The 21,591-nt window shown below is 40.3% G+C and carries 19 protein-coding genes and 1 pseudogene; 9 read left to right on the forward strand and 11 right to left on the reverse strand.

Features of this window, described 5'->3' with window-relative positions; translation table 11 throughout:
• Positions 1–2 precede the first annotated feature (2 nt).
• From thiI to KFQ09_RS15370, 4 genes are all read left to right on the forward strand, one after another.
• Positions 3–1,208 carry a tRNA uracil 4-sulfurtransferase ThiI gene (gene thiI / locus KFQ09_RS15355; RefSeq protein ID WP_007501769.1) on the forward strand — a complete coding sequence of 402 codons (1,206 nt, stop codon included), beginning with the start codon at positions 3–5 and terminating at the stop codon, positions 1,206–1,208.
• Positions 1,209–1,297: 89 nt separating this feature from the next.
• Entirely contained in the window at positions 1,298–1,510 is a 213-nt protein-coding gene (locus tag KFQ09_RS15360) for an alpha/beta-type small acid-soluble spore protein (RefSeq protein WP_003216385.1), read from the forward strand.
• A 220-nt stretch (positions 1,511–1,730) separates the two neighbouring features.
• Positions 1,731–3,311 carry an acyl-CoA synthetase MbcS gene (gene mbcS / locus KFQ09_RS15365; protein ID WP_116307265.1) on the forward strand — a complete coding sequence of 527 codons (1,581 nt, stop codon included), beginning with the start codon at positions 1,731–1,733 and terminating at the stop codon, positions 3,309–3,311.
• A 136-nt stretch (positions 3,312–3,447) separates the two neighbouring features.
• On the forward strand, positions 3,448–4,062 hold the full coding sequence (locus KFQ09_RS15370) for a LysE/ArgO family amino acid transporter (protein WP_255835804.1): 615 nt from the start codon (positions 3,448–3,450) through the stop codon (positions 4,060–4,062).
• 420 nt (positions 4,063–4,482) lie between these two features.
• Here KFQ09_RS15370 and KFQ09_RS15375 read toward each other — a convergent pair whose 3' ends face one another.
• On the reverse strand, positions 4,483–4,917 hold the full coding sequence (locus KFQ09_RS15375) for a MarR family winged helix-turn-helix transcriptional regulator (protein ID WP_223255648.1): 435 nt from the start codon (positions 4,915–4,917) through the stop codon (positions 4,483–4,485).
• Positions 4,918–5,033: 116 nt separating this feature from the next.
• Between KFQ09_RS15375 and KFQ09_RS15380 the strand changes: the two genes are divergently transcribed.
• On the forward strand, positions 5,034–5,621 hold the full coding sequence (locus KFQ09_RS15380) for an NAD(P)H-dependent oxidoreductase (RefSeq protein WP_048002746.1): 588 nt from the start codon (positions 5,034–5,036) through the stop codon (positions 5,619–5,621).
• Between the two features lie 105 nt (positions 5,622–5,726).
• Positions 5,727–7,076 carry an amidohydrolase family protein gene (locus KFQ09_RS15385; protein ID WP_255835805.1) on the forward strand — a complete coding sequence of 450 codons (1,350 nt, stop codon included), beginning with the start codon at positions 5,727–5,729 and terminating at the stop codon, positions 7,074–7,076.
• Positions 7,077–7,116: 40 nt separating this feature from the next.
• On the opposite strand, the gene KFQ09_RS15390 is transcribed toward KFQ09_RS15385, so the two are convergent.
• Together KFQ09_RS15390 and KFQ09_RS15395 are read right to left on the reverse strand one after the other, a co-directional pair.
• Complete coding sequence (locus KFQ09_RS15390) at positions 7,117–9,054, reverse strand: ABC transporter permease (protein WP_255835806.1); 1,938 nt, start codon at positions 9,052–9,054, stop codon at positions 7,117–7,119.
• Positions 9,044–9,805, reverse strand: a complete 762-nt coding sequence (locus KFQ09_RS15395; protein ID WP_017358290.1) for an ABC transporter ATP-binding protein — start codon at positions 9,803–9,805, stop codon at positions 9,044–9,046. The genes KFQ09_RS15390 and KFQ09_RS15395 overlap by 11 nt, the downstream gene beginning before the upstream one ends.
• 298 nt (positions 9,806–10,103) lie before the next feature.
• On the opposite strand from KFQ09_RS15395, the gene KFQ09_RS15400 reads away from it, so the two are divergent.
• Positions 10,104–10,448 (forward strand): PadR family transcriptional regulator, encoded by a 345-nt coding sequence (locus tag KFQ09_RS15400; protein WP_035391131.1) that lies wholly within the window; start codon positions 10,104–10,106, stop codon positions 10,446–10,448.
• Positions 10,439–11,683 carry an FtsW/RodA/SpoVE family cell cycle protein gene (locus KFQ09_RS15405; RefSeq protein WP_255835807.1) on the forward strand — a complete coding sequence of 415 codons (1,245 nt, stop codon included), beginning with the start codon at positions 10,439–10,441 and terminating at the stop codon, positions 11,681–11,683. The genes KFQ09_RS15400 and KFQ09_RS15405 overlap by 10 nt, the downstream gene beginning before the upstream one ends.
• A gap of 74 nt (positions 11,684–11,757) precedes the next feature.
• Here the strand turns inward: KFQ09_RS15405 and KFQ09_RS15410 are convergent, their stop codons facing one another.
• From KFQ09_RS15410 to KFQ09_RS15445, 8 genes and pseudogenes are all read right to left on the reverse strand, one after another.
• A complete protein-coding gene (locus tag KFQ09_RS15410) occupies positions 11,758–12,762 on the reverse strand; it encodes a sensor histidine kinase (protein ID WP_046526490.1) in 1,005 nt (334 codons plus the stop codon).
• On the reverse strand, positions 12,762–13,451 hold the full coding sequence (locus KFQ09_RS15415; RefSeq protein WP_025207787.1) for a response regulator transcription factor: 690 nt from the start codon (positions 13,449–13,451) through the stop codon (positions 12,762–12,764). The genes KFQ09_RS15410 and KFQ09_RS15415 overlap by 1 nt, the downstream gene beginning before the upstream one ends.
• Positions 13,452–13,560: 109 nt before the next feature.
• Entirely contained in the window at positions 13,561–14,481 is a 921-nt protein-coding gene (locus tag KFQ09_RS15420; RefSeq protein WP_060781282.1) for an iron-hydroxamate ABC transporter substrate-binding protein, read from the reverse strand.
• A gap of 190 nt (positions 14,482–14,671) precedes the next feature.
• Entirely contained in the window at positions 14,672–15,271 is a 600-nt protein-coding gene (locus KFQ09_RS15425; protein ID WP_017358285.1) for a response regulator transcription factor, read from the reverse strand.
• A pseudogene (locus tag KFQ09_RS15430) lies at positions 15,268–16,405 on the reverse strand (sensor histidine kinase). Before KFQ09_RS15430 ends, KFQ09_RS15425 begins: the two are co-directional and overlap by 4 nt.
• A gap of 117 nt (positions 16,406–16,522) precedes the next feature.
• Entirely contained in the window at positions 16,523–17,578 is a 1,056-nt protein-coding gene (locus tag KFQ09_RS15435; RefSeq protein ID WP_007501745.1) for a Delta(5) desaturase DesA, read from the reverse strand.
• Between the two features lie 189 nt (positions 17,579–17,767).
• The gene (locus tag KFQ09_RS15440) at positions 17,768–19,210 is read right to left on the reverse strand and encodes a DEAD/DEAH box helicase (RefSeq protein ID WP_255835808.1); all 1,443 of its coding nucleotides are present in this window, start codon (positions 19,208–19,210) and stop codon (positions 17,768–17,770) included.
• 116 nt (positions 19,211–19,326) lie between these two features.
• Positions 19,327–20,130 carry an NAD kinase gene (locus KFQ09_RS15445; protein ID WP_017358281.1) on the reverse strand — a complete coding sequence of 268 codons (804 nt, stop codon included), beginning with the start codon at positions 20,128–20,130 and terminating at the stop codon, positions 19,327–19,329.
• A 446-nt stretch (positions 20,131–20,576) separates the two neighbouring features.
• Here KFQ09_RS15445 and sppA point away from each other — a divergent pair, with 446 nt between their 5' ends.
• A complete protein-coding gene (gene sppA, locus KFQ09_RS15450) occupies positions 20,577–21,578 on the forward strand; it encodes a signal peptide peptidase SppA (protein ID WP_008343134.1) in 1,002 nt (333 codons plus the stop codon).
• The last annotated feature ends 13 nt before the right edge of the window (positions 21,579–21,591 follow it).

Genomic DNA, 21,591 nt, shown 5'->3' on the forward strand with positions numbered 1-21,591 from the left:
ACATGAAGTATGACCATATTTTAGTCCGTTTTGGTGAGATTTCAACAAAAGGGAAAAATAGAAAGAAATTTATTGAAAAACTAAGACAGCACATCCGGTTTGTATTAAAAGACTTTGAAGCATTAAAGTATGCATCTGACAGAGACCGCATTACGATCATGCTAAACGGAGAAGACCCTGAACCAATTTCAGAACAGCTTAAAGGTGTATTTGGCATTCAAAGCTTTAGCCTGGCTGTGAAATGTGAGACAAATCTTGATGCCATCAAAGAAGCGGCACTCTCAGCGGTTCAGGAAGTGTATGAACAAGGAAATACATTTAAGGTCTCAACGAAACGCTCTTATAAACAATTTGAGCTTGATTCAAATGAAATGAACCGAGAAATTGGTGGACATGTTCTAAGGAATACAGACAACTTAACCGTTAATGTGAAACAGCCAGATGTTCACTTGCGAATTGAAATAAGAGAACACGCGACGTACATTACATTTAAAGATGTAAAAGGTGCAGGCGGACTGCCAGTTGGTTCAAGCGGAAGAGCGATGCTAATGCTCTCTGGCGGCTTTGACAGCCCAGTGGCAGGCTATCAGGCAATGAAACGAGGCATTCAAATTGAAGCTGTTCATTTCTTTAGCCCGCCTTATACAAGTGAACGCGCCAAGCAAAAGGTCATTGATCTAGCGGAATGCTTAGCTGCCTATGGAGGCGAAGTCAAGCTTCACATCGTTCCTTTTACAAAAATCCAAGAGCTCATTCACAAACAAGTACCAGAAAACTATACGATGACTTCAACGAGAAGAATGATGCTCAAAATTGCAGATAAAATAAGAGCCAAGCGTGATGCGCTTGCCATTATTACAGGTGAAAGCCTTGGTCAAGTGGCAAGTCAGACACTTGAAAGCATGTATGCCATTAATCATGTCACAAACACACCGATCATTCGCCCGCTGATTGCCGTGGATAAGAATGACATTATCGAAGAAGCGAGACGAATTGGCACATATGAGACAAGCATTCAGCCATTTGAGGATTGCTGCACGATCTTTACGCCGCCATCTCCAAAAACAAAACCAAAACTTGAAAAAGTAGAACGCTACGAAAGCTTTGCTGAATTCGAGCCAATGCTTGATGAGGCAGTGGAGCAGATCGAAACAATCGTTGTCACAAATGAAAAGAAAGCAGCTGACAAATTCGCTGATTTATTCTAAATAAAAAATTTCATAATAATTACCATAAAATCAATCGCATGAAGTCATGTGTTTCTACACATTCTATATTCACAAGGAGGTGAGAACACATGGCTCAACAAAACAGACAAAGCAGTTCTAATCAATTAGTCGTTCCAGGCGCTGCACAAGCGATCGACCAAATGAAGTACGAAATCGCTTCAGAATTTGGCGTAAACCTTGGACCAGAAACAACAGCTCGCGCTAACGGATCAGTTGGTGGAGAAATCACTAAGCGTCTTGTATCTTACGCTCAACAACATATGGGTGGCGGATCTTTCTAAGACACACAATTAAAAAGCTATGGCTTATGAGCGGGTTTATTCCCGCTCTTTTTTTGTACATAAATTGTTAGAATATTTTTAAAAAAGAAGACGAAATGAAAAAATTATGGCATAATACTAGGAGTAGGTCCTAATTCAAGCATTTTTCAGTTATGAGTGTTAGAATAGGTAAATTGAAACATGATTCGTTTCATAGAAAGAGGCTAAAAGGAGCTGTACCATGAAAAGAGAAGACTTAATTGCACCAGAACAATATAACTTAGTCAGTGAGATTGAAGCGTTCAGTCATGACCAGGAGAAAATCGCCCTGCACTGGCAGGACGGGAATGGCCATGAAGCGCATGTGACATATGCAGCATTAGTAGAAGAGGCGAATAAAATTGGTCATGTTCTATTAAATGCAGGCTTTAAAAAAGGCGATAAAATCATTGTGATGGTGCCTCGTATGCTAGAGGCATACAGCATTTATTTAGCCATTCTAAAAACAGGAATGGTTGTGATTCCTTGTTCAGAAATGCTTCGCGCTAAAGATATAGATTACCGAATTGAACATGCAGAAGCAAAAGGAGCGATTGTTTACGCATCATTCATTCAATCGTTTGAAGGAACCAACCAGCCAAAAGATTTCAAAACATTCTCGATTGGTGAGAATGATCATGGCTGGACAAACATTGTTGCGCAAAAGGAAGAGCAGTCAAGCGAGTTGAAATTGGCAGACACAACAAGTACGGACATGGCGTTTCTCTCTTATACATCAGGCACAACAGGTAACCCAAAAGGGGTTGTTCATACACACGGCTGGGCGTATGCACATTTACGTACTGCGGCCAAAGCATGGCTCTCCATTAATGAAGGGGATAAAGTATGGGCAACAGCAGGACCGGGCTGGCAAAAATGGGTGTGGAGTCCTCTCTTATCTGTTTTAGGAAGCGGAGCAGAAGGTTTTGTTTATGGAGGGAAATTTAATCCGAATACGTACTTAGAGCTGCTTCAAAAAAATGAAATCAATGTTCTATGCTGTACACCAACAGAATATCGATTTATGGCAAAAGTGGATGACCTCAGTCAGTACGAGCTACCCAAATTGCATAGTGCTGTTTCTGCGGGAGAGCCGCTCAACCGTGAAGTCATCGATACGTTCAAAAAACATTTCGATATCGAAGTGCGAGATGGTTACGGGCAAACAGAAAGCACGCTGCTAGTCGGGGTGCTGAAAGGAATGGACATCAAGCCAGGTAGCATGGGCAAACCAACACCTGGCAATGAAGTAGAGATCATTGATGAGAATGGCCAGATCTGTGCTCCAGGAGAAATAGGTGACATTGCCGTTCATCTTGAAACGCCGGCTTTATTCAAGGAATACTACAAAGATGCAGAGCGTACAAAGGCGCAGCGCCGTGGGGATTACTTTATTACTGGTGACCGTGCGAAAAAAGATGAAGACGGGTATTTTTGGTTTGAAAGCCGCAGGGATGACATCATCGTCAGCTCAGGTTATACAATTGGCCCGTTTGAAGTCGAAGATGCACTGATTAAACACCCAGCCGTGAAAGAATGTGCTGTCGTGGCAAGTCCAGATGAAATCAGAGGATCAATCGTGAAAGCATACGTCGTCCTGCGTGATGCATCTACACAAAGCGATGAGCTGATTAAAGAACTGCAAACACACGTGAAAAATACAACAGCACCGTACAAATATCCAAGAGAAATCGAATTCATTGACGAGCTACCAAAAACTCCGTCAGCGAAAATTCGACGTGTCGAGCTGAGAGAAAGAGAGCTTGCACGAAAATCATCATAACAGTAGAAACAATAAGCGTCTGGATGGAAAATCATCCAGCGCTTTTTTTATTGGACAAATCAAATATGTAAAATTCGTTCATGATGTTTTATGTTAAAATGTGTAAGGATGACTTGAAAAGGAGAATGTTCTGAAAATGTCGATTGCGATAGCTCATGGGATTGTGCTTGCTTTTGGTCTTATTTTACCTTTGGGCGCACAAAATGTATTTGTATTTCAGCAAGGAGCCCTTCAGCCTCGATTATATCGCGTGCTGCCTGTGGTCATTACAGCTGCTCTCTGCGACACACTTTTAATTACTTTAGCTATCATTGGGGTTTCGGTTGTTGTACTCACCATTCCTATCTTGCAAATGGGTCTTTTTATCATTGGATTTTTCTTTTTACTTTATATGGGGTGGTCAGTTTGGAACACGAGCTCCGCAACAGGTAATCAAGAAAAGATGGACTTGATGCCTATGAGAAAACAAATCGTATTTGCCTGTTCCGTTTCACTTTTAAATCCTCACGCGATTCTCGATACAATAGGAGTGATAGGAACGAACTCTCTTCAATATCATGGGGCGGAAAAGGTGGCATTTACCGCAGCCTGTATCATTGTCTCGTGGTTATGGTTTATGGGTCTTGCCCTTCTTGGGAAAATGTTAGGTAAGCTAGATACAAACGGCAAGTGGATGAACCGGATCAATAAAGCCTCTGCGGTCATGATCTGGCTGGTTGCATTATATATCGCCTATCAGCTTATTGGATAAAGGATACATAGAGCAAAAGAGACGTGATGCATGAAAATGAGTGCTGAACATGTCATGGGAAAAAGCGTTGGATGGCTTTTTTATTGTCTACCATCTCGGGAGAAGCTTCAGTTACATCCTGTTCATTTTTATCAGACATGCTGACGGTTCAATTACCTGTAGGAAATGATCAAAATAGGATCTATGCTACATTATAAAAATGTAATTTAGAGGTTTTAAATGGCTCATAAAGAACAGCGTAAAGGGGCAGTGCTTGCTGTCTTTGATACATTGACGTTTGGTGTACCAGTTTTGCTGTGAAATTTATATAAGAATACGAATAAAACATAGTAGGTTTCATCACGTATCTTTTAGCATCTCTTTACTAATGTGTTCAAAAATCATTTGCATGAGCGATACGCTCATGCTTTTTTCATTCGATCATTTTTTGAAGATGGTTTGATTTAATAGACGGAGAGCTTGTACGATATCATCCATTTGATTTTGGTCAGAGGAAGAAAGGCTGTCCATGAGCATGGATTCAATTTGTTGAAATGCTTTGTCCATACACTCGCGGCCTTTTTTAGAGAGCATAATGACATGTTTTCGCTTGTCATCTTTATCTTCTTGTCTATCAATGAATTGTTTTTCGTGAAGCTTTTTCAATTCTCTGCTGACATTCGGAAGAGACATGTGCTGACAATCGGCGATTTCGCTAGGTGTTAGCGGCTCACTGACGGCTAACTGCTCCAGAATCAAATATTGTAGAGTGGTTAGATCAGATGGTTTGATCTTGCTCATCATAGCATGTTTCAGCTCAGAAAAAGTAGAAGCAAATGTGACAAACTCTTTGAAAAAATGTGGGTTTTTCATCATGTTTCACCTCCTACGTACCATACCAAATTTATTATCAAAAAACAATTATCATTTGACAACTAAAAAAGAGGGGTGTATGCTTTTTGTTATCAAATGATAACTAAAGGAGATAAGCCATGAATGTACTCATTATTTATACTCACCCCCACCACAATAGTTTAAATGGTGCTTTTTTTAAAGAAATCCTAAAGGGCAGTGAAGAAAATCCAAACGTTCAAGAAGTGAGAATCATAGATTTATACCAAGACAAATTTGATCCTGTACTTATTTTTAATAAAGAGAAAAAAAGACGTGATATGCATAAGGACCCTGAGATTCAAGAATATCAAGAGAAAATCAAATGGGCAGACAACATCGTGTTTGTTTATCCGATTTGGTGGGGTAGGCCGCCAGCTATGTTGCTTGGTTTTATTGATCGCATGTTTGCAGCGAATTTTGCTTACCGTCAAACTGGCGGTCTGCTTCCAGAAGGCTTGTTAAAAGGAAAGAGGGCTGTATGTGTATCGACAATGCAAGGACCGACCCACTACCCTTTCTTCTTTTTGCAGAATGCCCACAAGGTGTTAATGAAACGAGCTCTTTTACAATATGTCGGGATTAAACCGGTGAAGTTCTTTGAATTTGGCATGATGGAAAGTCCAAAAGGGAAGCATGACGTGAAATTAAAACGGATATACAACTATTTTCGGAATATCAGCTCATAAAACCACATTCCTTGAGTCACTTTTCTTCTAATTTGAACCTGTTATGTCTTAAAATGACAGAGAGGGTGAGTGACTCATTCTCTTTATTTGAAAAGGGGGATATGGATGAAGAAAACATTGTTTAAAGATGCGGCTCTTATCACACTTGATCCATCTTTAGGTTTTCTGGAGAAGGGAGATCTATTAATTGAAGGGGCACATATTGTAGAAGTCGGACCTTCGATTGAAGCAAGCGGTGCTGATGTTGTGGATGCGTCTGACATGGTCATCATGCCAGGGCTTGTGGATACCCATCGTCATGTGTGGCAGTCTGTCATACGGGGGATCGGAACAGATTGGTCTTTGCAAACGTATTTGAGCAAAATTTATTATGGCAACTATGGGGCGATGAGACGTCCATCAGATGATCGAATTGCTAATTATTTAGGCGCATTAGAGGCATTAGATGCAGGAGTGACAACGTTTTTCGACTGGACGATGATCAATTCTATGGATCATACAGAAGAACTCATTGGAGGTTTAAAAGATGCGGGTATTCGAGCGGTCTTTGGTTTTGGTACCTCTGGAGATGCAGCGTATTGGGACAGAGAGAGTACGCTCACGAATATGGAAGACGCAGCCCGCGTGAAACAAAAACATTTTCAATCATCGGATCAGCTGTTGACGATGGGACTTGCCATTCGTGGACCTGAATTTTCTTCATGGGAGACGACCGTCTTTGAAATTGAAACAGCGAGATCACTAGATGCATTATGCAGTATGCACATTGGCTTTGGAAATTGGGGAGCGGCGGATCGATCGATTGAGCGGCTTCATCAAGCAGGGCTGCTCGGGCCTGATTTGAATATGGTGCATATCAATGCAATTGATGCAGATCAAATGAAGATGTTAGCTGACAGCGGAAGCTCCATCTCGATTACACCTGAGATTGAAATGATGATGGGACACGGATATCCTGTCACAGGGCTCGCCATTGAAAATGGCGTTCTGCCAACGCTTGGTGTAGATGTGGTGACAGCGACAGGCGGAGATTTATTTACCCAAATGAAATTCGGACTACAGGCGGAGCGGGCGATTCAAAATCAATCTTTATTGATGGAAGGGACGATGCCAGGGCCTGAACTTGGATTGTCTGCACAGCAAATGCTTGAAGCAGCCACAATAAACGGGGCTCGTGCCTTGAAGCTTGATGACAAAATCGGCTCGCTCACACCTAGAAAAGAAGCTGATTTTATCTTGATCGATCGGACAAGCATGAATCTTCTTCCGATGACAGATCCAGCTGGGGCAGTTGTGCAAACGGCACACCCTTCAAATGTTGATTCTGTCTATGTGGCTGGAAAAGCAGTGAAACAAAATGGGAAGCTAGTTGGAGTGAACTTAGAAGAGATCAAACAAAAAGCTTATGCGGCAAGAGATCATATTTTATCGCATCAGTTTGAATCAACAAAATGACATGCAATATCCCCATAGGCCACTGCCTATGGGGAATACTTTACAACGATTCTTTAATGACTTTTTTGTAATACTGGACAGATAGGAATCCGAAGATAGAATATAGCACCGTATAAATCGACATGACGATGAGCATTGGTGTCCACAGTTCACCGCCGAATAAAAACCAGCCTGACTGTACTGCAAAGTAGCTGTGCAGCAACCCGACAACGAGCGGAATCCCAAAGTTAAATAGCTGTTTGAGCCGAATACCTTTTAATAGATCCTTCTCAGTAAAACCAAGCTTACGCAAGATCGTGTAAGAGCTTTGTTCTTCTTCACTTTCATTCATTTGCTTAAAGTATAAAATACAGCCTGATGTGACAAGGAAGCTGAGGCCTAAAAATCCGACCACAAACATCATCAGTCCTATTGTTTGCTTTTGCTGCTGAGTGGTAGCCAATTGAGACATGCTGTTGTCACCTAGTTTTAAAGAGGTAAACACATCATTCGCTTGTTCAAGGTTTTGATCATCTTTTATATTGACTGCGTGATATTGATTATTCTCAATCTGAAGTTTAGGGTCTTTCTGCTGGTCAAGCTGCTCAAAGACACTTTGACTGACGACAGCAACAGGTAGACCACCAAACGTGAAGTTGTAAGAGATGAGGTAATCTTTCTTCATATCAATGACCTTTAAATCAAGGGGTTTCTTAATAAGTAGTTTCACATCACCTGAACTTTGAATCGGCATGAATTTCTTCAATAAATCACTGTAGCCGCTTAAGATGACTTCGTTGCTTTTCACATGAATATTCGGTGCGTTTTTCTCACTGATCACAGGTAGAGTTAAGACACCTGGATCATTATTCATATTTTTAATCTCTGAATCCATGATCTTTTTTGCGTCAAACTTCGCTTGAATGACCTTGAACTGCTTTGTTTCATACGCAATATGTTTGTCAGAAAGTGCACGAGTGAAGGTGTTGGCTTCTTTCTCAGATCCCATGACGAAATGTGAAGGGATCTGTTGTTCAGCGGTTTTTTCTGCTGAGTAATAGGAAATGTAGCTTAAAGATAACAACCCGATGGCAAGCGCAGATACCGTTGTAATAATCGTTAAAAGCAGTGCGTTTGATTTTAACCGGAACATAATAGATGACAGAGACAGGACTTCATGAATGGCGAGATAGCCATTTTTTCGTTTGCGTACGATATTGGCAATGAACGAAACAGAGCCTTTATAGAAAAGAAAGGTACCGATAATGACAGAGGCTAGAATATAAATCATCGCTAAAAGTAACGCAAGCATGGACGTATATGTGCCGGTAAAAAGCTTAGAAGAAATATAATAGCCTGAGCTGATGAATGCAATGCCTAGAACCCCAATGATGATTTCAAACACAGAGATTTTTTTCACACGCTGTTCTGTAGAAGACGTGGTTCTAAATAAAGATAAAATCGTCTGTCTATTAATAAACCATCGATTTCTTAACATAATTAATCCATAGATGACGAAAAAGACGATCAGTGTCTGCAAAAGGGCCATGCCTGAAAAATGCAGGTTGGCGATGGCGTTCACGCCGGTTACTTTAAATAGCACCATCAGCATGAGTTTTGAACCGATAAATCCAGCTATGATACCAATAGCCATGGAGACCACATATAGGATAAAGTTTTCTGCATTGAGTAGTTTGGAAATTTTTTGTTTCGTCATGCCAATGAGCTGCAGGAGACCTATTTCTCTCCCTCTTCGTTTAATAAAAATGCTGTTCGCATATAACAGGAAGATTCCAACAATGGCAATGAGTAGTACTGAAGCGGCTTTAATCGACGCACCGCCCTTAATGGACCCCTTTACATCATCAAGTGCTGGTGAGTACTGCAAGGTGACAAAAGAAAAGTAGAGCGCCACACTAAATACAAGTGCAAACACGTATAAATAGTAATTTTTTAAGTTTTTCTTCAGATTGCGGAAGACGAGCTGATTAATGTTCATGCTTCACACCGCCTAAAACACCTTGCGTTTTCATAATATCCTCGAAAAACATCTTTCTCTCTAGAGCGCCTTTATTCAATTGTGTATAGATCTGTCCATCTTTGATAAAAATCACTCGTCTTGAATAACTGGCTGCAACAGGGTCATGCGTCACCATGACAATGGTTGCTTTGCGCTTGTGATTGAATTCTTGCAGCTTGTTCAGTAAGTCAGAAGCAGATTTGGAATCAAGTGCTCCAGTTGGTTCATCAGCAAAAATGAGGCTTGGTTCATGAATAAAGGCACGTACTGCAGATGTCCGTTGCTTTTGTCCACCAGACAGTTCATTTGGATATTTGTCTCTTAGTTCATAAATCCCCATATCCTCTGCAAGCTGTTGAAAGCGTTCAAAAGCTTCTTTTTTAGGCGTTTTGGAGATGGATAATGGCAAGAGGATGTTCTCTTTAACCGTGAGTGTATCAAGTAAGTTGTAATCCTGAAAAACAAAGCCAAGCTGTTTCTTTCTAAATTCAGCGAGCTGCTGATCTTTCATTTGCGTCATATCTGCATCTGCGATCCGAATCGATCCGCTGGACACATGATCAATCGATGACAATACGTTCAAAAGGGTCGTTTTCCCCGAGCCTGATGGCCCCATGATGCTGACAAATTCTCCAGCTTCTATCGTCAAATCAATGCCTTTCAGCACCTCTTGTTTATTGAATTTATTTCCATAGCTTTTATATAACTTGCGAGCTTCTAAAATGTTCATCTGTCGAACCCCTTTTTTATTTAATTGATATCTCTAGTATAAAAAGAAGCCGATCAGACTTCCTGCGATTTGGCGAACAAAACAGACGAGCATGTGACATTGTTGTCACATGCTTGTTTGATATGTCAAAGCCTTATGTAGAATTCAGATTGTTATTCAATTATTTTATCTGTTTTTCGCTATGATGTATCAAATTTCTTGTTTTTTTCTGATGAACCTTTACAGAGTATTTGATTTCATGTAAGATATGCATATCAAATATATGCATAGTAAATCTATGTATTAGAGGTGACGATGGATGAAAGTGAGTAAAGAGCTTCTAAAGGGGAGTACAGCTACCCTTATTTTAAGCTTGTTAAATGAAAAGCCGATGTATGGATATGAAATGATTAAGGAATTGGAGTCGAAATCCGAAGGGATTTTTAGCTTTAAAGAGGGGACGATATATCCTATTTTGCACACTTTGGAGGGGAAAGGATTCATTGTGTCTTACTGGGGTGAAGGGAATGGCAATCGAAAAAGGAAGTATTATCGGATTAATGAACAGGGCAAAGCGTTTATGAAGGAAAAGAAAGAAGAATGGACTGTGTTTAAAGATGCAGTAGATGGCGTTTTGAACGGGGAGAAAGTCGTATGGGACTAGAGAAAAAGTTTGAACAATATATCAAAAATGTGTGTAAACGAATCAAAAATAAAGACGTACATGCAAGTATAAAGCTTGAGCTTCGTGATCATTTATACACGCTGAAAGAGGAAGCGGTCAGTGCGGGCATGTCAGAAGAAGAGGCGGTAGATCAAGCGCTCGATCAAATTGGAGATGCAGCCATACTCGGAATGCAGCTTCATGAAACACACAAAACTCAAGTTGACTTTAAAACGATACTTCTTGTATTAGCTACTTGTTTATTTGGGCTGTTTGTAATGTATTATTTTCAGTTTCATTCTCATTTACTTCATTTTCAAGACACGAATATCTTTTATAAAAGTCTCATTTACTATGTATTTGGTCTTGCGTTGATGCTTGGACTGTTTGCTTTTGATTATCGGCGCTTTTTACCCTATTCATGGCATTTATACATAGGAACGATTGGAATGCTGATTCTTACAATGATGATTGGGACAAGAGTGAACGGTATTCTCTTTTTAAGCTTAAATAATGGATTGATCAATCTGACTGAAATTTTTCCATTTCTGATGATTATTTCGTTAGCTGGCATTTATCAATCTTGGAATTGGAAGAATGGTTTCAAGTCCTGGCTAGGGTTAGCGATTGTCACTTTACCCATTATTTTATTACATATAGTCGGATCTCTTTCTGCAACCATCACCTTTATGGTCATATGCATAACGATGATGTATGTATCTCATGCAAGAATGAGACAGCTTATTCTGTTTACAGCAACAGGTATTGTCTATCTCATTGTTCAATTATTTTCTCTTTATCAAGCTGATATGGCCCACTTTTACCAATACTCACTTCATGAATTTAGCTCAAATGGTTTTCAAATAAATCCGTACGCATTGTATGATGTTCACACTGATTGGATGTTGACGTATATCATTTATTCATTCGGATGGTTTGCAGGATTGGCCGTTCTTATGTTGTTTGTGACTTTGATTTATAGAGTAGTTCATACAGCGAAACGAGTTCAATCTGCTTATGGCAAAATATTAATGATTGGTTTGGCAACCACATTTGCAGCAAAATTTATCTTAAGTATTTTCACAAACTTTGGATTATTGCCTATATCAGGAGTTTCCATGCCTTTTATGAGCTATGGGGGATCTCATATTCTTCTAGAAATGATGTCAGTCGGGCTGCTAATGAGTATTTATAGAAGGAAACAGCTAGGAGAAATATGCCGTGAAGTAGCGTGATATGGCTGTATAAAATCACCCAATCTCTTCAATGCATCGTTGGATGAAGAGATTGGGTTTCTTGAACTGTATGTTCACATGCTTGCAATATGCACAAAATCATTCTTTTTCGGAAAAATAAAGGTGAAAGTTGTCCCTTGATCTAATGTGGAGTTGACCTCGATCGTGATATGAAGAGCGTCAGCTCCCTTTTTCGTTAAATAGAGCCCCATGCCTGTGGAGGCCGCGTCATTGTGATGTCTTGTGGAGGTAAAGCCTTTTTCAAAAATACGGGACACGTCTCTTGGGTCAATTCCTCTGCCTTGATCTGTGATGGTGAGCACCACTTGTTCGTTCATTTGTTTGCTTTCGATGATAATGTCAGATGATTGGCTGTACTTGACGGCGTTTGTCAGCACTTGTCTGATCATAAAGGATAACCATTTTGTATCACTTAATACATCTCGCTCTTCTAATAAAAGGTCAAAGCCAATTCCTTTTTGCATACACCACGATTGGAGCGCTTTGATTTCTTTCGTTAGCATGTTTTGGAGATCCAGTTTTTCAATAAATAAATCATTTTCAATATGTTGGATCCTGCTCTGATGCAGCTGTGCATCAAGGAGTAAATGTATTCTAAGCCATTCATATGTCATATTTGTTTTGAGCGGCTGTTCTGTTATGCGGTCAATCATTAAGTGCATCGCCGTGAGCGGCGTTTTCACCTCATGTATCCATGAGAGCAGTTCATCTTTTTCTTCTTCCAGCGCAGTCTTTTGCTTAGTCGTCATCTGGCGGTATCGGTCGATTTGCTCTGACGCTGCCTCCTGTACAATTTGTTCAAAGGGGGAAGAGGGTTTGAGACGCATTTGATGGTCTATATTTTCATCCCATTCTTTCAGTTGCATGTAATAAGCAGTTTCTTTCCGGTAACGAAAAAAAAGAAAAACAATGAAGAGTAATGTAGACAAAAGCACGATATAAAAAAGAGAAGCGAGTGGAATCGTTGTATCCAAATATGCAACAAAGAGAATGAGAAGCTGCAAACTAAGAAAGAACAAGATCCAGCTTCTTCGTTCTTTTAGAAATGCTTGCAGCATCATTGATCATCCTTTTCTTTTGCAAGATAACCTTGACCCACCTTTGTTTCAATGAAGGCGCCAAGGGAGATTTCGTCTAGTTTTTTTCTAAGGCGGTTGACGTTTACAGTGAGTGTATTGTCACTCACGAATCGTTCATCGTCCCATAAAGCTTGGATGAGAGATTCCCTTTTGACGATATGGTTTTTATGCTGAATTAATTCTTTTAGAATAAAAAACTCATTTTTTGTTAATTCAATCTCACCGTTTTCATTTGTCACTGTATTATTTTCGAGATCAAGGGTAGCGCCGCACCAGACTTTTAAGTTGGCTGGTTCCGCATTGTAATCATGGACTCGGCGAAGAACAGCACTTACTTTGGCGATGAGAACGTCAAAGTGAAAGGGCTTTTGTACAAAATCATCAGCTCCAAGCTGCATCGACATGACCATATCAGCAGGATGATCACGAGAGGAAAGAAAGATGATGGGCACATTAGAATGATGCCGAATCATCCGGCACCAATGAAAGCCATCGTACTTTGGTAGCTGAATATCAATAATGACTAAATCAGGCTGGATGGAAGTGAACTCCTGCATGACCTGTTGAAAATTGTTGATCCCATACACATCATAAGACCAGTTGACTAAACGTTCTTTGATTTCTTGGAAGAGGGTTGTATCATCCTCAATCAGCAAAATTTTAAACAAAACGAGCACCACACTTTTTGAATTACTTGTACATCATTGTAGCGGAAAACAGGCACTCCCGCTAGAAGCAGACAGTAAAAAAGCAAGGGAAGAGATCCCTTGCTTCGGTTTATTTACCTAAAAAGTGCTTTTTAAAGAATGATAATTGATATTCAAGTGTGAGCGGGTCATTAAAGTAAAACTCTTCCGCATTTGCTTCATACACACGATGTTTTTTCACAGCAGGAATGGACTTATAGATTTCACTGTTTTGATAGGAATTGTCCATTTCGCTGTTTTTGCTAATGATCATATAGTCTCCGGCAAATTCAGGGATGACCTCTTGTGATACCGCATAATAACCAGCTTTTAATGCTTTTTCTTTTACTTTTTCCGGCATTTTTAGTTTCATTGCTTGGTAGAGGATTTCTGTTCCGCGTCCCCATGCATCTCCAAAGACGTAAAGATCTTTTGTGCCGCTTTCAAAGACAGATACGGTTGCATCTTCACCGATTTTTGCTTTGATTTCTTTGCCAGCTTCAGCTGCGCGCTGTTTGAAATCCTTGACCCATGCTTCTGCTTCTTTTTCTTTGTTTAAGACTTTTCCAATTTCAATATGCTGCTGAAGGTAATCGACTTTGTTATACGTGAATAAAACAGTTGGGGCGATTTTTTTTAGTTTTTCTACATTTTTTGCACCGCTTAAACCAATGATGACATCAGGCTTTAGCTTCATGATTTTTTCTACATTTTCATCTGATACTTCTTCCACATTTTTTAATTTCTTTTTGAAACGTGGATTCTTTTTTGACCAAGAGTCAACACCCACAAGGTTCACACCAAGTGACAAGACATTTCCTGTATAAGAGGCGAGAACAACAACACGTTTTGGATTTGCTGGCAACTTCACAGGTCCATTTTCAGATTGATATGTAATCGTGTCTGACGTTGATTGATTTTTTCCCTTATTTGAGGAAGAGTTGCTGCTATTGCCACATGCGCTCAACGCAAGTACGAAGATGAGCATCAGAGGGAACAATATTTTCTTCATGAATGTAGACTCCTTTGAAATCGGCACATAAGCCGTGTATTTGGTTGTATGAGTGATAATGATAATTATTATCACTCAGATATCATACCATAGATGTGAGGTTTGTTGTCAATGATATTTTAGCAGTGGATAGAGGAATTCGGATAGAAAGAAAAAAAGATCAAGGCAGTGTCTGACCTGATCTTTTTTCTTATTTAAACCAGCCTTTTTCTTTGGAACGAGTGATGGCTTCAATTCGGTTTTTGACTTCTAGTTTATCTAAAATAACGGATATGTAGTTTCGGACAGTGCCGCTTTTTATGCTGAGTTCCTTGGCGATTTCTTTTGTGTTTTTTCCGTCTGCGACGAGTTCTAGAACCGACTTTTCTCGTTCAGTTAAAGGATTTTCGTCGCAATACAAGTCTTCCATTAATTCAGGGGCGTACACCTTTTTCCCTTTCATCACGCTGCGGATGGCACTTGCCAAATCCTCGCTTGGGCTGTCTTTCAGCATGTAGCCGCTAACGCCAGCTTTCAGCGCTCTTTGAAAATAGCCAGAACGGGCAAAGGTAGTTAAAATGATGATCTTCACATCAGACTTTTTGAGTTCTTCAGCGGCATCGAGCCCAGATTTTCCTGGCATCTCAATATCCATTAAACAAATGTCGACCGGGTGTTTTTTAGCAAAATCTATGGCGTCCTGGCCGTTTGTGCCTTTTCCAACAACCGTCATATCGTCTTCTAAATCGAGAAGCGATCCAAGAGCACCGAGCAGCATTTGCTGATCCTCTGCGATAAAGATGTTAATCATTTTATTTCCTCCTTATCTTTCGCTGCTGAATCATTTGGAATGCTCATGATCAGCTTCGTCCCGTTTTTTGTCTCAATGTGCAGGCGTCCATTTGCAAATTCCAATCTTTCTCTAATCCCTAAAAGGCCATGTCCCTTCGTTTGAGAGGATGGATGACTGCCTTTAAATGTGCCGTTATCCTCAACTGTAATGACAGCTTCCTTTGACTTTTGATGAATGGTGATTTGACAGACAGTGGCGTCGCTATGTTTGACGACATTCGTCACGGCCTCTTTGATGCACATGCTCACAATGTTTTCGTTCAGAAGAGAGATGTGTTTCGGCGCTTCCTTTTCATCATAAATCATGTCAATATCGGCGGCTTCAAGGATTTGCTTGATATTCAATATCTCATCTTTGATCCGAATACCTTTCATGGAAGAAACAATTTTCCGCACTTCATTTAGAGACGTTCTAGCTGTCTGCTGAACACTCTTTAGTTCGGCACGAGCCTGTTCAGGATCTTTATACACGAGCTTACGGGCAAGGTCACTCTTTAATCCAATGAGAGAGAGTTTTTGTCCAAGTGTGTCATGCAGATCGCGAGCAATGCGCTGTCTTTCTTCAAGTTTGACAAGATCGGCGATCCGTTCATTGGCATATTCTAATTTCTCTTCTAGCCGTTCACGTTCCTTCCTGCTTCGAATGCTAAGAGGGAGGAGGATGGCGCTGATCAGTGTAATCACGACAAACGGAATTTGTGTGAGAAACCAGCCCTTTTTTAAGATCAGGCTAAAATTCACCGCTACGGCAGCGCTCCCTAGATGAATATAGTATAAGATATAGAAAGGGACTTTTCTTTTGATATGCCCGTTGAAATAGGCGATACAAAAAGCAAAATAAATGTAGCTATAGAGCATCACATAACCAGTCGAAATGGCGATTAATAGAAGGCCGAATACATATAACGACCAGCCCTTTGAGACAAAGGCAAAACGGTAGACCGCAAAAAAAAACGACGTTTAAGATAATGCCGATCACAATGCTTAAAGTCGAAGGGGTCTTAAAGATAAAATAAAAGGGCAGGATGAAAAAAATCGCCCAAATATATGGGGAAATCCCATGCAGTTTTTGAATTTTAAGTTGTTTTTTCATCCGTGATTCACCTTTTTCATTTTTTCAGTCTTTTTCACTACTTTATCAAATTGAACAGGTGACTGCATCCTGCAAATACAACAAGCTCCTTCTATTGTAAGAAAGAGCTTGCGCCAATTATGCATTCTTCTTCAGAATGTCTCCTTTAATGACAGGTGCGGGCATCTTCTTAGATTGCCGTGCTTCTTTAAAGGTAACGAATGCTTTCGTTTCTTCATCCCAAAGTCTAAATTTCATTGATTCGATACTTGTTTTTAAAGTGATGGTTGGCACATTTTGAAGCGGCTCACTATGATCATGTGCATGCTCCAAGTGATAATTCGGTACCCTCGGGCTTAAATGATGGACATGGTGGTAACCAATATTGCCTGTTAACCATTGAAGAAGTTTTGGCAATTTGTAAAAAGAACTGCCTTCTACAGCTGCCTGCACATAATTCCAATGTTCATCTGCTTCAAAGTAAGAATCTTCAAATGTATGCTGCACATAAAATAACCATACACCGATTGACCCTGAGATCAGGAAGATTGGACCTTGGACAAGCAGGAACTCCTGCCAGCCAAAAAGAAGACACGTTGCAGTTGCTAGCGCAATGATGCTCACGTTTGTGAAATACGTGTTCCAGCGCTCTTTTTTACGAGCATTTTTGACGTTGAAACGGTTTTTTAAGAGAAAAACAAAGATCGGTCCTAAAATAAACATCACAAAAGGATTACGGTAAAATCTGTAGCGAAACTTCGTCCAAGCTGATGCCTCTTGATATTCTTTGACTGTCAGTAGCCAAATGTCGCCAGTACCTCGTTTGTCTAGATTACTGCTTGTGGCATGGTGAATTGAATGATCTCTTTGCCATTGAAGATAAGGGAAAAGGGTGAGTACGCCCGTTACAAATCCGAACAGGTGATTTAGCGGCTTCTGTTTAAAAAAGGATTGATGGCAGCAGTCGTGAAAAATAATAAAGACACGTACTAAAAAACCAGCTGCAATCACCGCAAAGAAGAGGGTTAAAAGGTAGGAGATGTTCAGGCTATAATAGGCAAGAAACCAAAGCCCCAAAAATGGAATGAATGTATTAAAGAGTTGAATGATACTTTTTTTCGAATTAGCACCAGAGAATTGGCCAACTTGTTTTCTTAAAGTGGCTTGCTGCTGTGTGTTTGTTGAAGTCGTCATGAACGTTCAAGTCCTTTCCGTTTCTTTCTACTTCAAAGTATAGAAGGAAAGGTGTCATGCTCATAGTAGCACCCATCATGTATTCAATATGACATTTGTCATGTTGGACGCGGGAAAGGCTGATGGTTCAAGGGTTGTAAGCTTATTTTATTTTAAATAAAAAAAGTAAAGGCGCTTAGCCTTCACTTTTTATGCACGTGCTTCATGTACTTTTAACTGCTTGCCTTTAATCGTTGTGTGCCGCATGGCTTTTAGCACAAGAGGGCCTTTGCCATTTAAAATATCTACATATGTTTTCGTTTCCTGAATGGTAATAATCCCAATGTCATCAAACGCAACGCCGTCTATTTTGGCGATCGTTCCAACGAAATCAACTGCCCGGAGTTTCTTTTTCTTCCCGCCATTAAAATACAGCTTCATAATATCTTTTTCTATGCCGGCCTGCTTATTTTCCTTTTGAATCGGTGTTTCAATTTTTTCTTCAAAGCTTGCCACATGCTGTTCTGCTTCTTCTTTTGTAGGATAAGGCTGAATTTGAAAATGAATGCCAGCTTCCTCTTTTAATTCTTCAATGAGCGGCTGCCCGTGCCTTGTCATAAACGCAATCGTTTTTCCGCTTTTACCCGCTCTGCCAGTTCTTCCAGTCCGGTGAATGTAGCGGTCTTTTTCATATGGCAAGTCGTAATGAATGACATGTGTCATATCACTGACATCAATTCCTCGGGCTGCAATATCTGTTGCGATCAAATAACGGAATTCCCCGTTTTTAAATTCATCCATGACGGCAAAGCGGTCTTCCTGCCTCATCCCGCCATGAATCTTATCGCAAGGAACATCCCACTCATCTAGCTTCATCGTCAGCTCATTCACTCGCTCCTGCGTATTGCAAAAAATGATACAGCTATCTGGATTTTCAATGACAATCGTTCGTTGAAGTAATGAAAACTTGCCTTCTTCCTCGGTTTCAATCAACGTGTGGGTGATTTGCTGCTTCGTCGTTTCCTCCCGAGCAATCTCTATCACTTTTGGCGATTGTAAAAACTGCTCACTCAAATCCTTCATTTCATCAGACATCGTCGCTGAAAATAACATCGACATCCGCTTTGGCGGCAGATGCTGAATAATAGAAGAGACTTGATCAATAAATCCCATGTTCAGCATTTCGTCTGCTTCATCTAACACGAAAAATGACAGATTGTCTAAAGAAAGTGTCCCTTTTTCGAGGTGATCCAATATTCGTCCTGGCGTTCCGCACACAATGTGGTTCTTTTGTGCAAGCTCTATTTTTTGTGCTTGAAATGGAGCTTTTCCATAAATGGCGGCCGCTTTGATTCGTTTAAATCGTCCGAGGCTGGTCAGATCCTGTTTGACCTGCATGGCAAGTTCTCTTGTTGGGACGAGGATGAGGGCTTGAGGTTTATTCTCAGCCCAATCCACCATTTCACAAATTGGCAGACCGTAGGCTGCTGTTTTGCCACTGCCTGTCTGAGATTTGACAATGAGGTCCTGCTTTGAAAAAGCAACGGATAATGTCTCGTGCTGAACAGGTGTAGGTGTATGGAAATGAAGCGCTTCTAGCGCTTGTTTCAATTCATCGCTTAATGGATATTGATCAAAATGTTGTAATGGCATCGTGTTCTCCTTTTCGTACATGTATACTTGTGACATCATACCATATCTTTTCAAAGACACCATGACCTTGAATGAAAAAGCATGAAAAAAAGCCCCGTAAAGGAGCTTGTCAATGATTAAAGGAATCTGCGTTTTACTTTTTCCCAATAGGAGTTATCTTTTAATTTGACCGTTTTGATCACTTTACCAGAAAGGCCAATGTCAATTTGTTTGACATGTTTTGTACCTAGCGCTTCGTTATCAAGACCGATAATCGGATGGTCGTTACCGTCCTGAACAACCTTTAGTGTCAGTTTGCGATCACTGCTTAAAATGAAAGGAGCTCCAAGTGTACGGTATGAGTTGTTATTCAGCGATGCCAGCTCGGTTACTTGCATACACGGAAGCATCGGATCCACCACGGCGCCGTTGACAGATTTATTGTAGGCCGTTGAACCGGTCGGAGTGGAAATAATCATCCCGTCGCCTCTAAAGGTTTCAAAATGGAAATCATCTATATACACATCGATGACAAATGTTTTAATGATGCTAGAGCGGATCGACAGTTCGTTTAAACAATGGAACTGGTTTGTACTGTCAACGCTTACATCGATGATCGGATATTTTCTCACTTCAATTTGTTCAGTGTTCATGGCATCAATCATTTGATCAAAATGTTCTAACGAAAAATCGCAGTATAGGTGCGAATTCTCTGTTTTTGATACCCCTACATACAAGCAGTCATCCCGGAAGTTCGTTTTGCGGACCGCTTGAAGAAATGTACCATCTCCACCAATTGAAGCAATGATATGGGCATCTTCTGCACGCTTTACGACGTGAAAGCCTTGATCGGTAGCGAGCTTCTCCAGAGAAGAAATGTGTCCATCCAATTCATGATCTTTTTTGTAAAAGAAAAATACATTGCGACGATTGTCTGTCATTGACGTTCTCCCCTTTGTTGTCAAAAATAGATTTCGAGTAGTAAAGGGCTTACATAAAAACCCTTGCTCACATTTTACACTTTTTTCATATGAAAGTAAAAATATTAGAAAGACGCTTCATCATGATAGAGGCTTCCATTTGAGAAATGAGTCATTGTAAGTGATTAGACAACGCTGACTTTGAGCATAATTTAATAGCTCATTTTGGAGGATAGAGAGGTCTGGGCGTTTCGTTGTGGGATGATCTGAGCTATTAGATGTGGAAAGAGGATAAAATAACCAATTTTTCGTCATGATGAGCAAATGATAGAAGATGTAAAGTTGATCGTCATTTCACATCGGTGCTATCATATGTTGAAATGAAATGTAAAAAAACCACAGTTCCTGTGAAACATTTCATGTGTGTATTCGTATGAACGAAGTGAGACAAAAAGGAGGAGAAAGAAATGAATGCGAAAAGATGGGTAGCCTTAATCATTGCACTTGGTGTTTTCGGCTTTTCGATTGTGATTAGTATCACGACGGCCTTGTATGAAAGCTTCAATGATAATAAGATGAGCTATCAATTCGGGGACGAAATCGAAGAAAAGGTACTAGAGGATGGCAGCGGAGCGAGTAAAATTGCTGTACTTGAGATTAATGGTACGATTCAAGATAACGGTGGTGCATCCAGCCTTTTAGGCGGGGAAGCATATGATCATCGTGCGTTCTTAAAAGAATTAGATAAAGCAAAAGACGATGCGTCTGTGAAAGGTGTCTTGCTGCGTGTCAACTCTCCTGGCGGCGGTGTCTATGAAAGTGCTGAAATACATAAAAAATTAGAAGAAGTAAAGAAAGCGAAGAAGCCAATTTATGTTTCCATGGGTTCAATGGCGGCTTCTGGCGGCTATTATGTATCCACTCCAGCGAAAAAAATCTTTGCTTCACCTGAAACGTTAACAGGCTCTCTAGGGGTCATCATGCAAAGTTTGAATTATGCAAAGCTGGCAGATAATTTAGGCATCAAATATGAAACCATTAAAAGTGGAAAATTCAAAGACATCATGTCTCCAAATCGTGATATGACAAAAGATGAGCGTGCTATCATGCAAAGCATGGTTGACAACTCTTATGAAGGCTTTGTGAAAGTCATTTCTGAAGGACGCGGCATGTCTAAGCAGGACGTCAAGAAAATTGCTGACGGCCGGGTCTATGACGGAACACAGGCGAAATCGAACGGATTAGTAGATGAGCTTGGGTACTATGAAGATGCACTAAAAGCAATGAAGAAAAATGAAAAAGGCCTAAAAGGGGCAAAGGTTATCAGCTATTCACAAAGCTTTGGCTGGAACTCTCTTTTCAATATGAGTGCAAGCAAGCTCTTTAAAAGCGAAATTGATTTTCTGAACTTAAAAGAAACACTGGCTGGCTCAAATGGGTCTAAACCGATGTATCTCTATTCAAAATAAAGGAGGGATCATA

Source organism: Bacillus sp. FS02 (assembly GCF_024398395.1).
GTDB classification, from domain to species: domain Bacteria; phylum Bacillota; class Bacilli; order Bacillales; family Bacillaceae; genus Bacillus; species Bacillus altitudinis.

Bases quoted from the DNA above. Each gene is read 5' to 3' on its own strand.
- thiI (WP_007501769.1), top strand. From the start codon at position 3: ATGAAGTATGACCATATTTTAGTCCGTTTTGGTGAGATTTCAACAAAA.
- KFQ09_RS15360 (WP_003216385.1), top strand. From the start codon at position 1,298: ATGGCTCAACAAAACAGACAAAGCAGTTCTAATCAATTAGTCGTTCCA.
- mbcS (WP_116307265.1), top strand. From the start codon at position 1,731: ATGAAAAGAGAAGACTTAATTGCACCAGAACAATATAACTTAGTCAGT.
- KFQ09_RS15370 (WP_255835804.1), top strand. From the start codon at position 3,448: ATGTCGATTGCGATAGCTCATGGGATTGTGCTTGCTTTTGGTCTTATT.
- KFQ09_RS15375 (WP_223255648.1), bottom strand. From the start codon at position 4,917: ATGATGAAAAACCCACATTTTTTCAAAGAGTTTGTCACATTTGCTTCT.
- KFQ09_RS15380 (WP_048002746.1), top strand. From the start codon at position 5,034: ATGAATGTACTCATTATTTATACTCACCCCCACCACAATAGTTTAAAT.
- KFQ09_RS15385 (WP_255835805.1), top strand. From the start codon at position 5,727: ATGAAGAAAACATTGTTTAAAGATGCGGCTCTTATCACACTTGATCCA.
- KFQ09_RS15390 (WP_255835806.1), bottom strand. From the start codon at position 9,054: ATGAACATTAATCAGCTCGTCTTCCGCAATCTGAAGAAAAACTTAAAA.
- KFQ09_RS15395 (WP_017358290.1), bottom strand. From the start codon at position 9,805: ATGAACATTTTAGAAGCTCGCAAGTTATATAAAAGCTATGGAAATAAA.
- KFQ09_RS15400 (WP_035391131.1), top strand. From the start codon at position 10,104: ATGAAAGTGAGTAAAGAGCTTCTAAAGGGGAGTACAGCTACCCTTATT.
- KFQ09_RS15405 (WP_255835807.1), top strand. From the start codon at position 10,439: ATGGGACTAGAGAAAAAGTTTGAACAATATATCAAAAATGTGTGTAAA.
- KFQ09_RS15410 (WP_046526490.1), bottom strand. From the start codon at position 12,762: ATGCTGCAAGCATTTCTAAAAGAACGAAGAAGCTGGATCTTGTTCTTT.
- KFQ09_RS15420 (WP_060781282.1), bottom strand. From the start codon at position 14,481: ATGAAGAAAATATTGTTCCCTCTGATGCTCATCTTCGTACTTGCGTTG.
- KFQ09_RS15425 (WP_017358285.1), bottom strand. From the start codon at position 15,271: ATGATTAACATCTTTATCGCAGAGGATCAGCAAATGCTGCTCGGTGCT.
- KFQ09_RS15435 (WP_007501745.1), bottom strand. From the start codon at position 17,578: ATGACGACTTCAACAAACACACAGCAGCAAGCCACTTTAAGAAAACAA.
- KFQ09_RS15440 (WP_255835808.1), bottom strand. From the start codon at position 19,210: ATGCCATTACAACATTTTGATCAATATCCATTAAGCGATGAATTGAAA.
- KFQ09_RS15445 (WP_017358281.1), bottom strand. From the start codon at position 20,130: ATGACAGACAATCGTCGCAATGTATTTTTCTTTTACAAAAAAGATCAT.
- sppA (WP_008343134.1), top strand. From the start codon at position 20,577: ATGAATGCGAAAAGATGGGTAGCCTTAATCATTGCACTTGGTGTTTTC.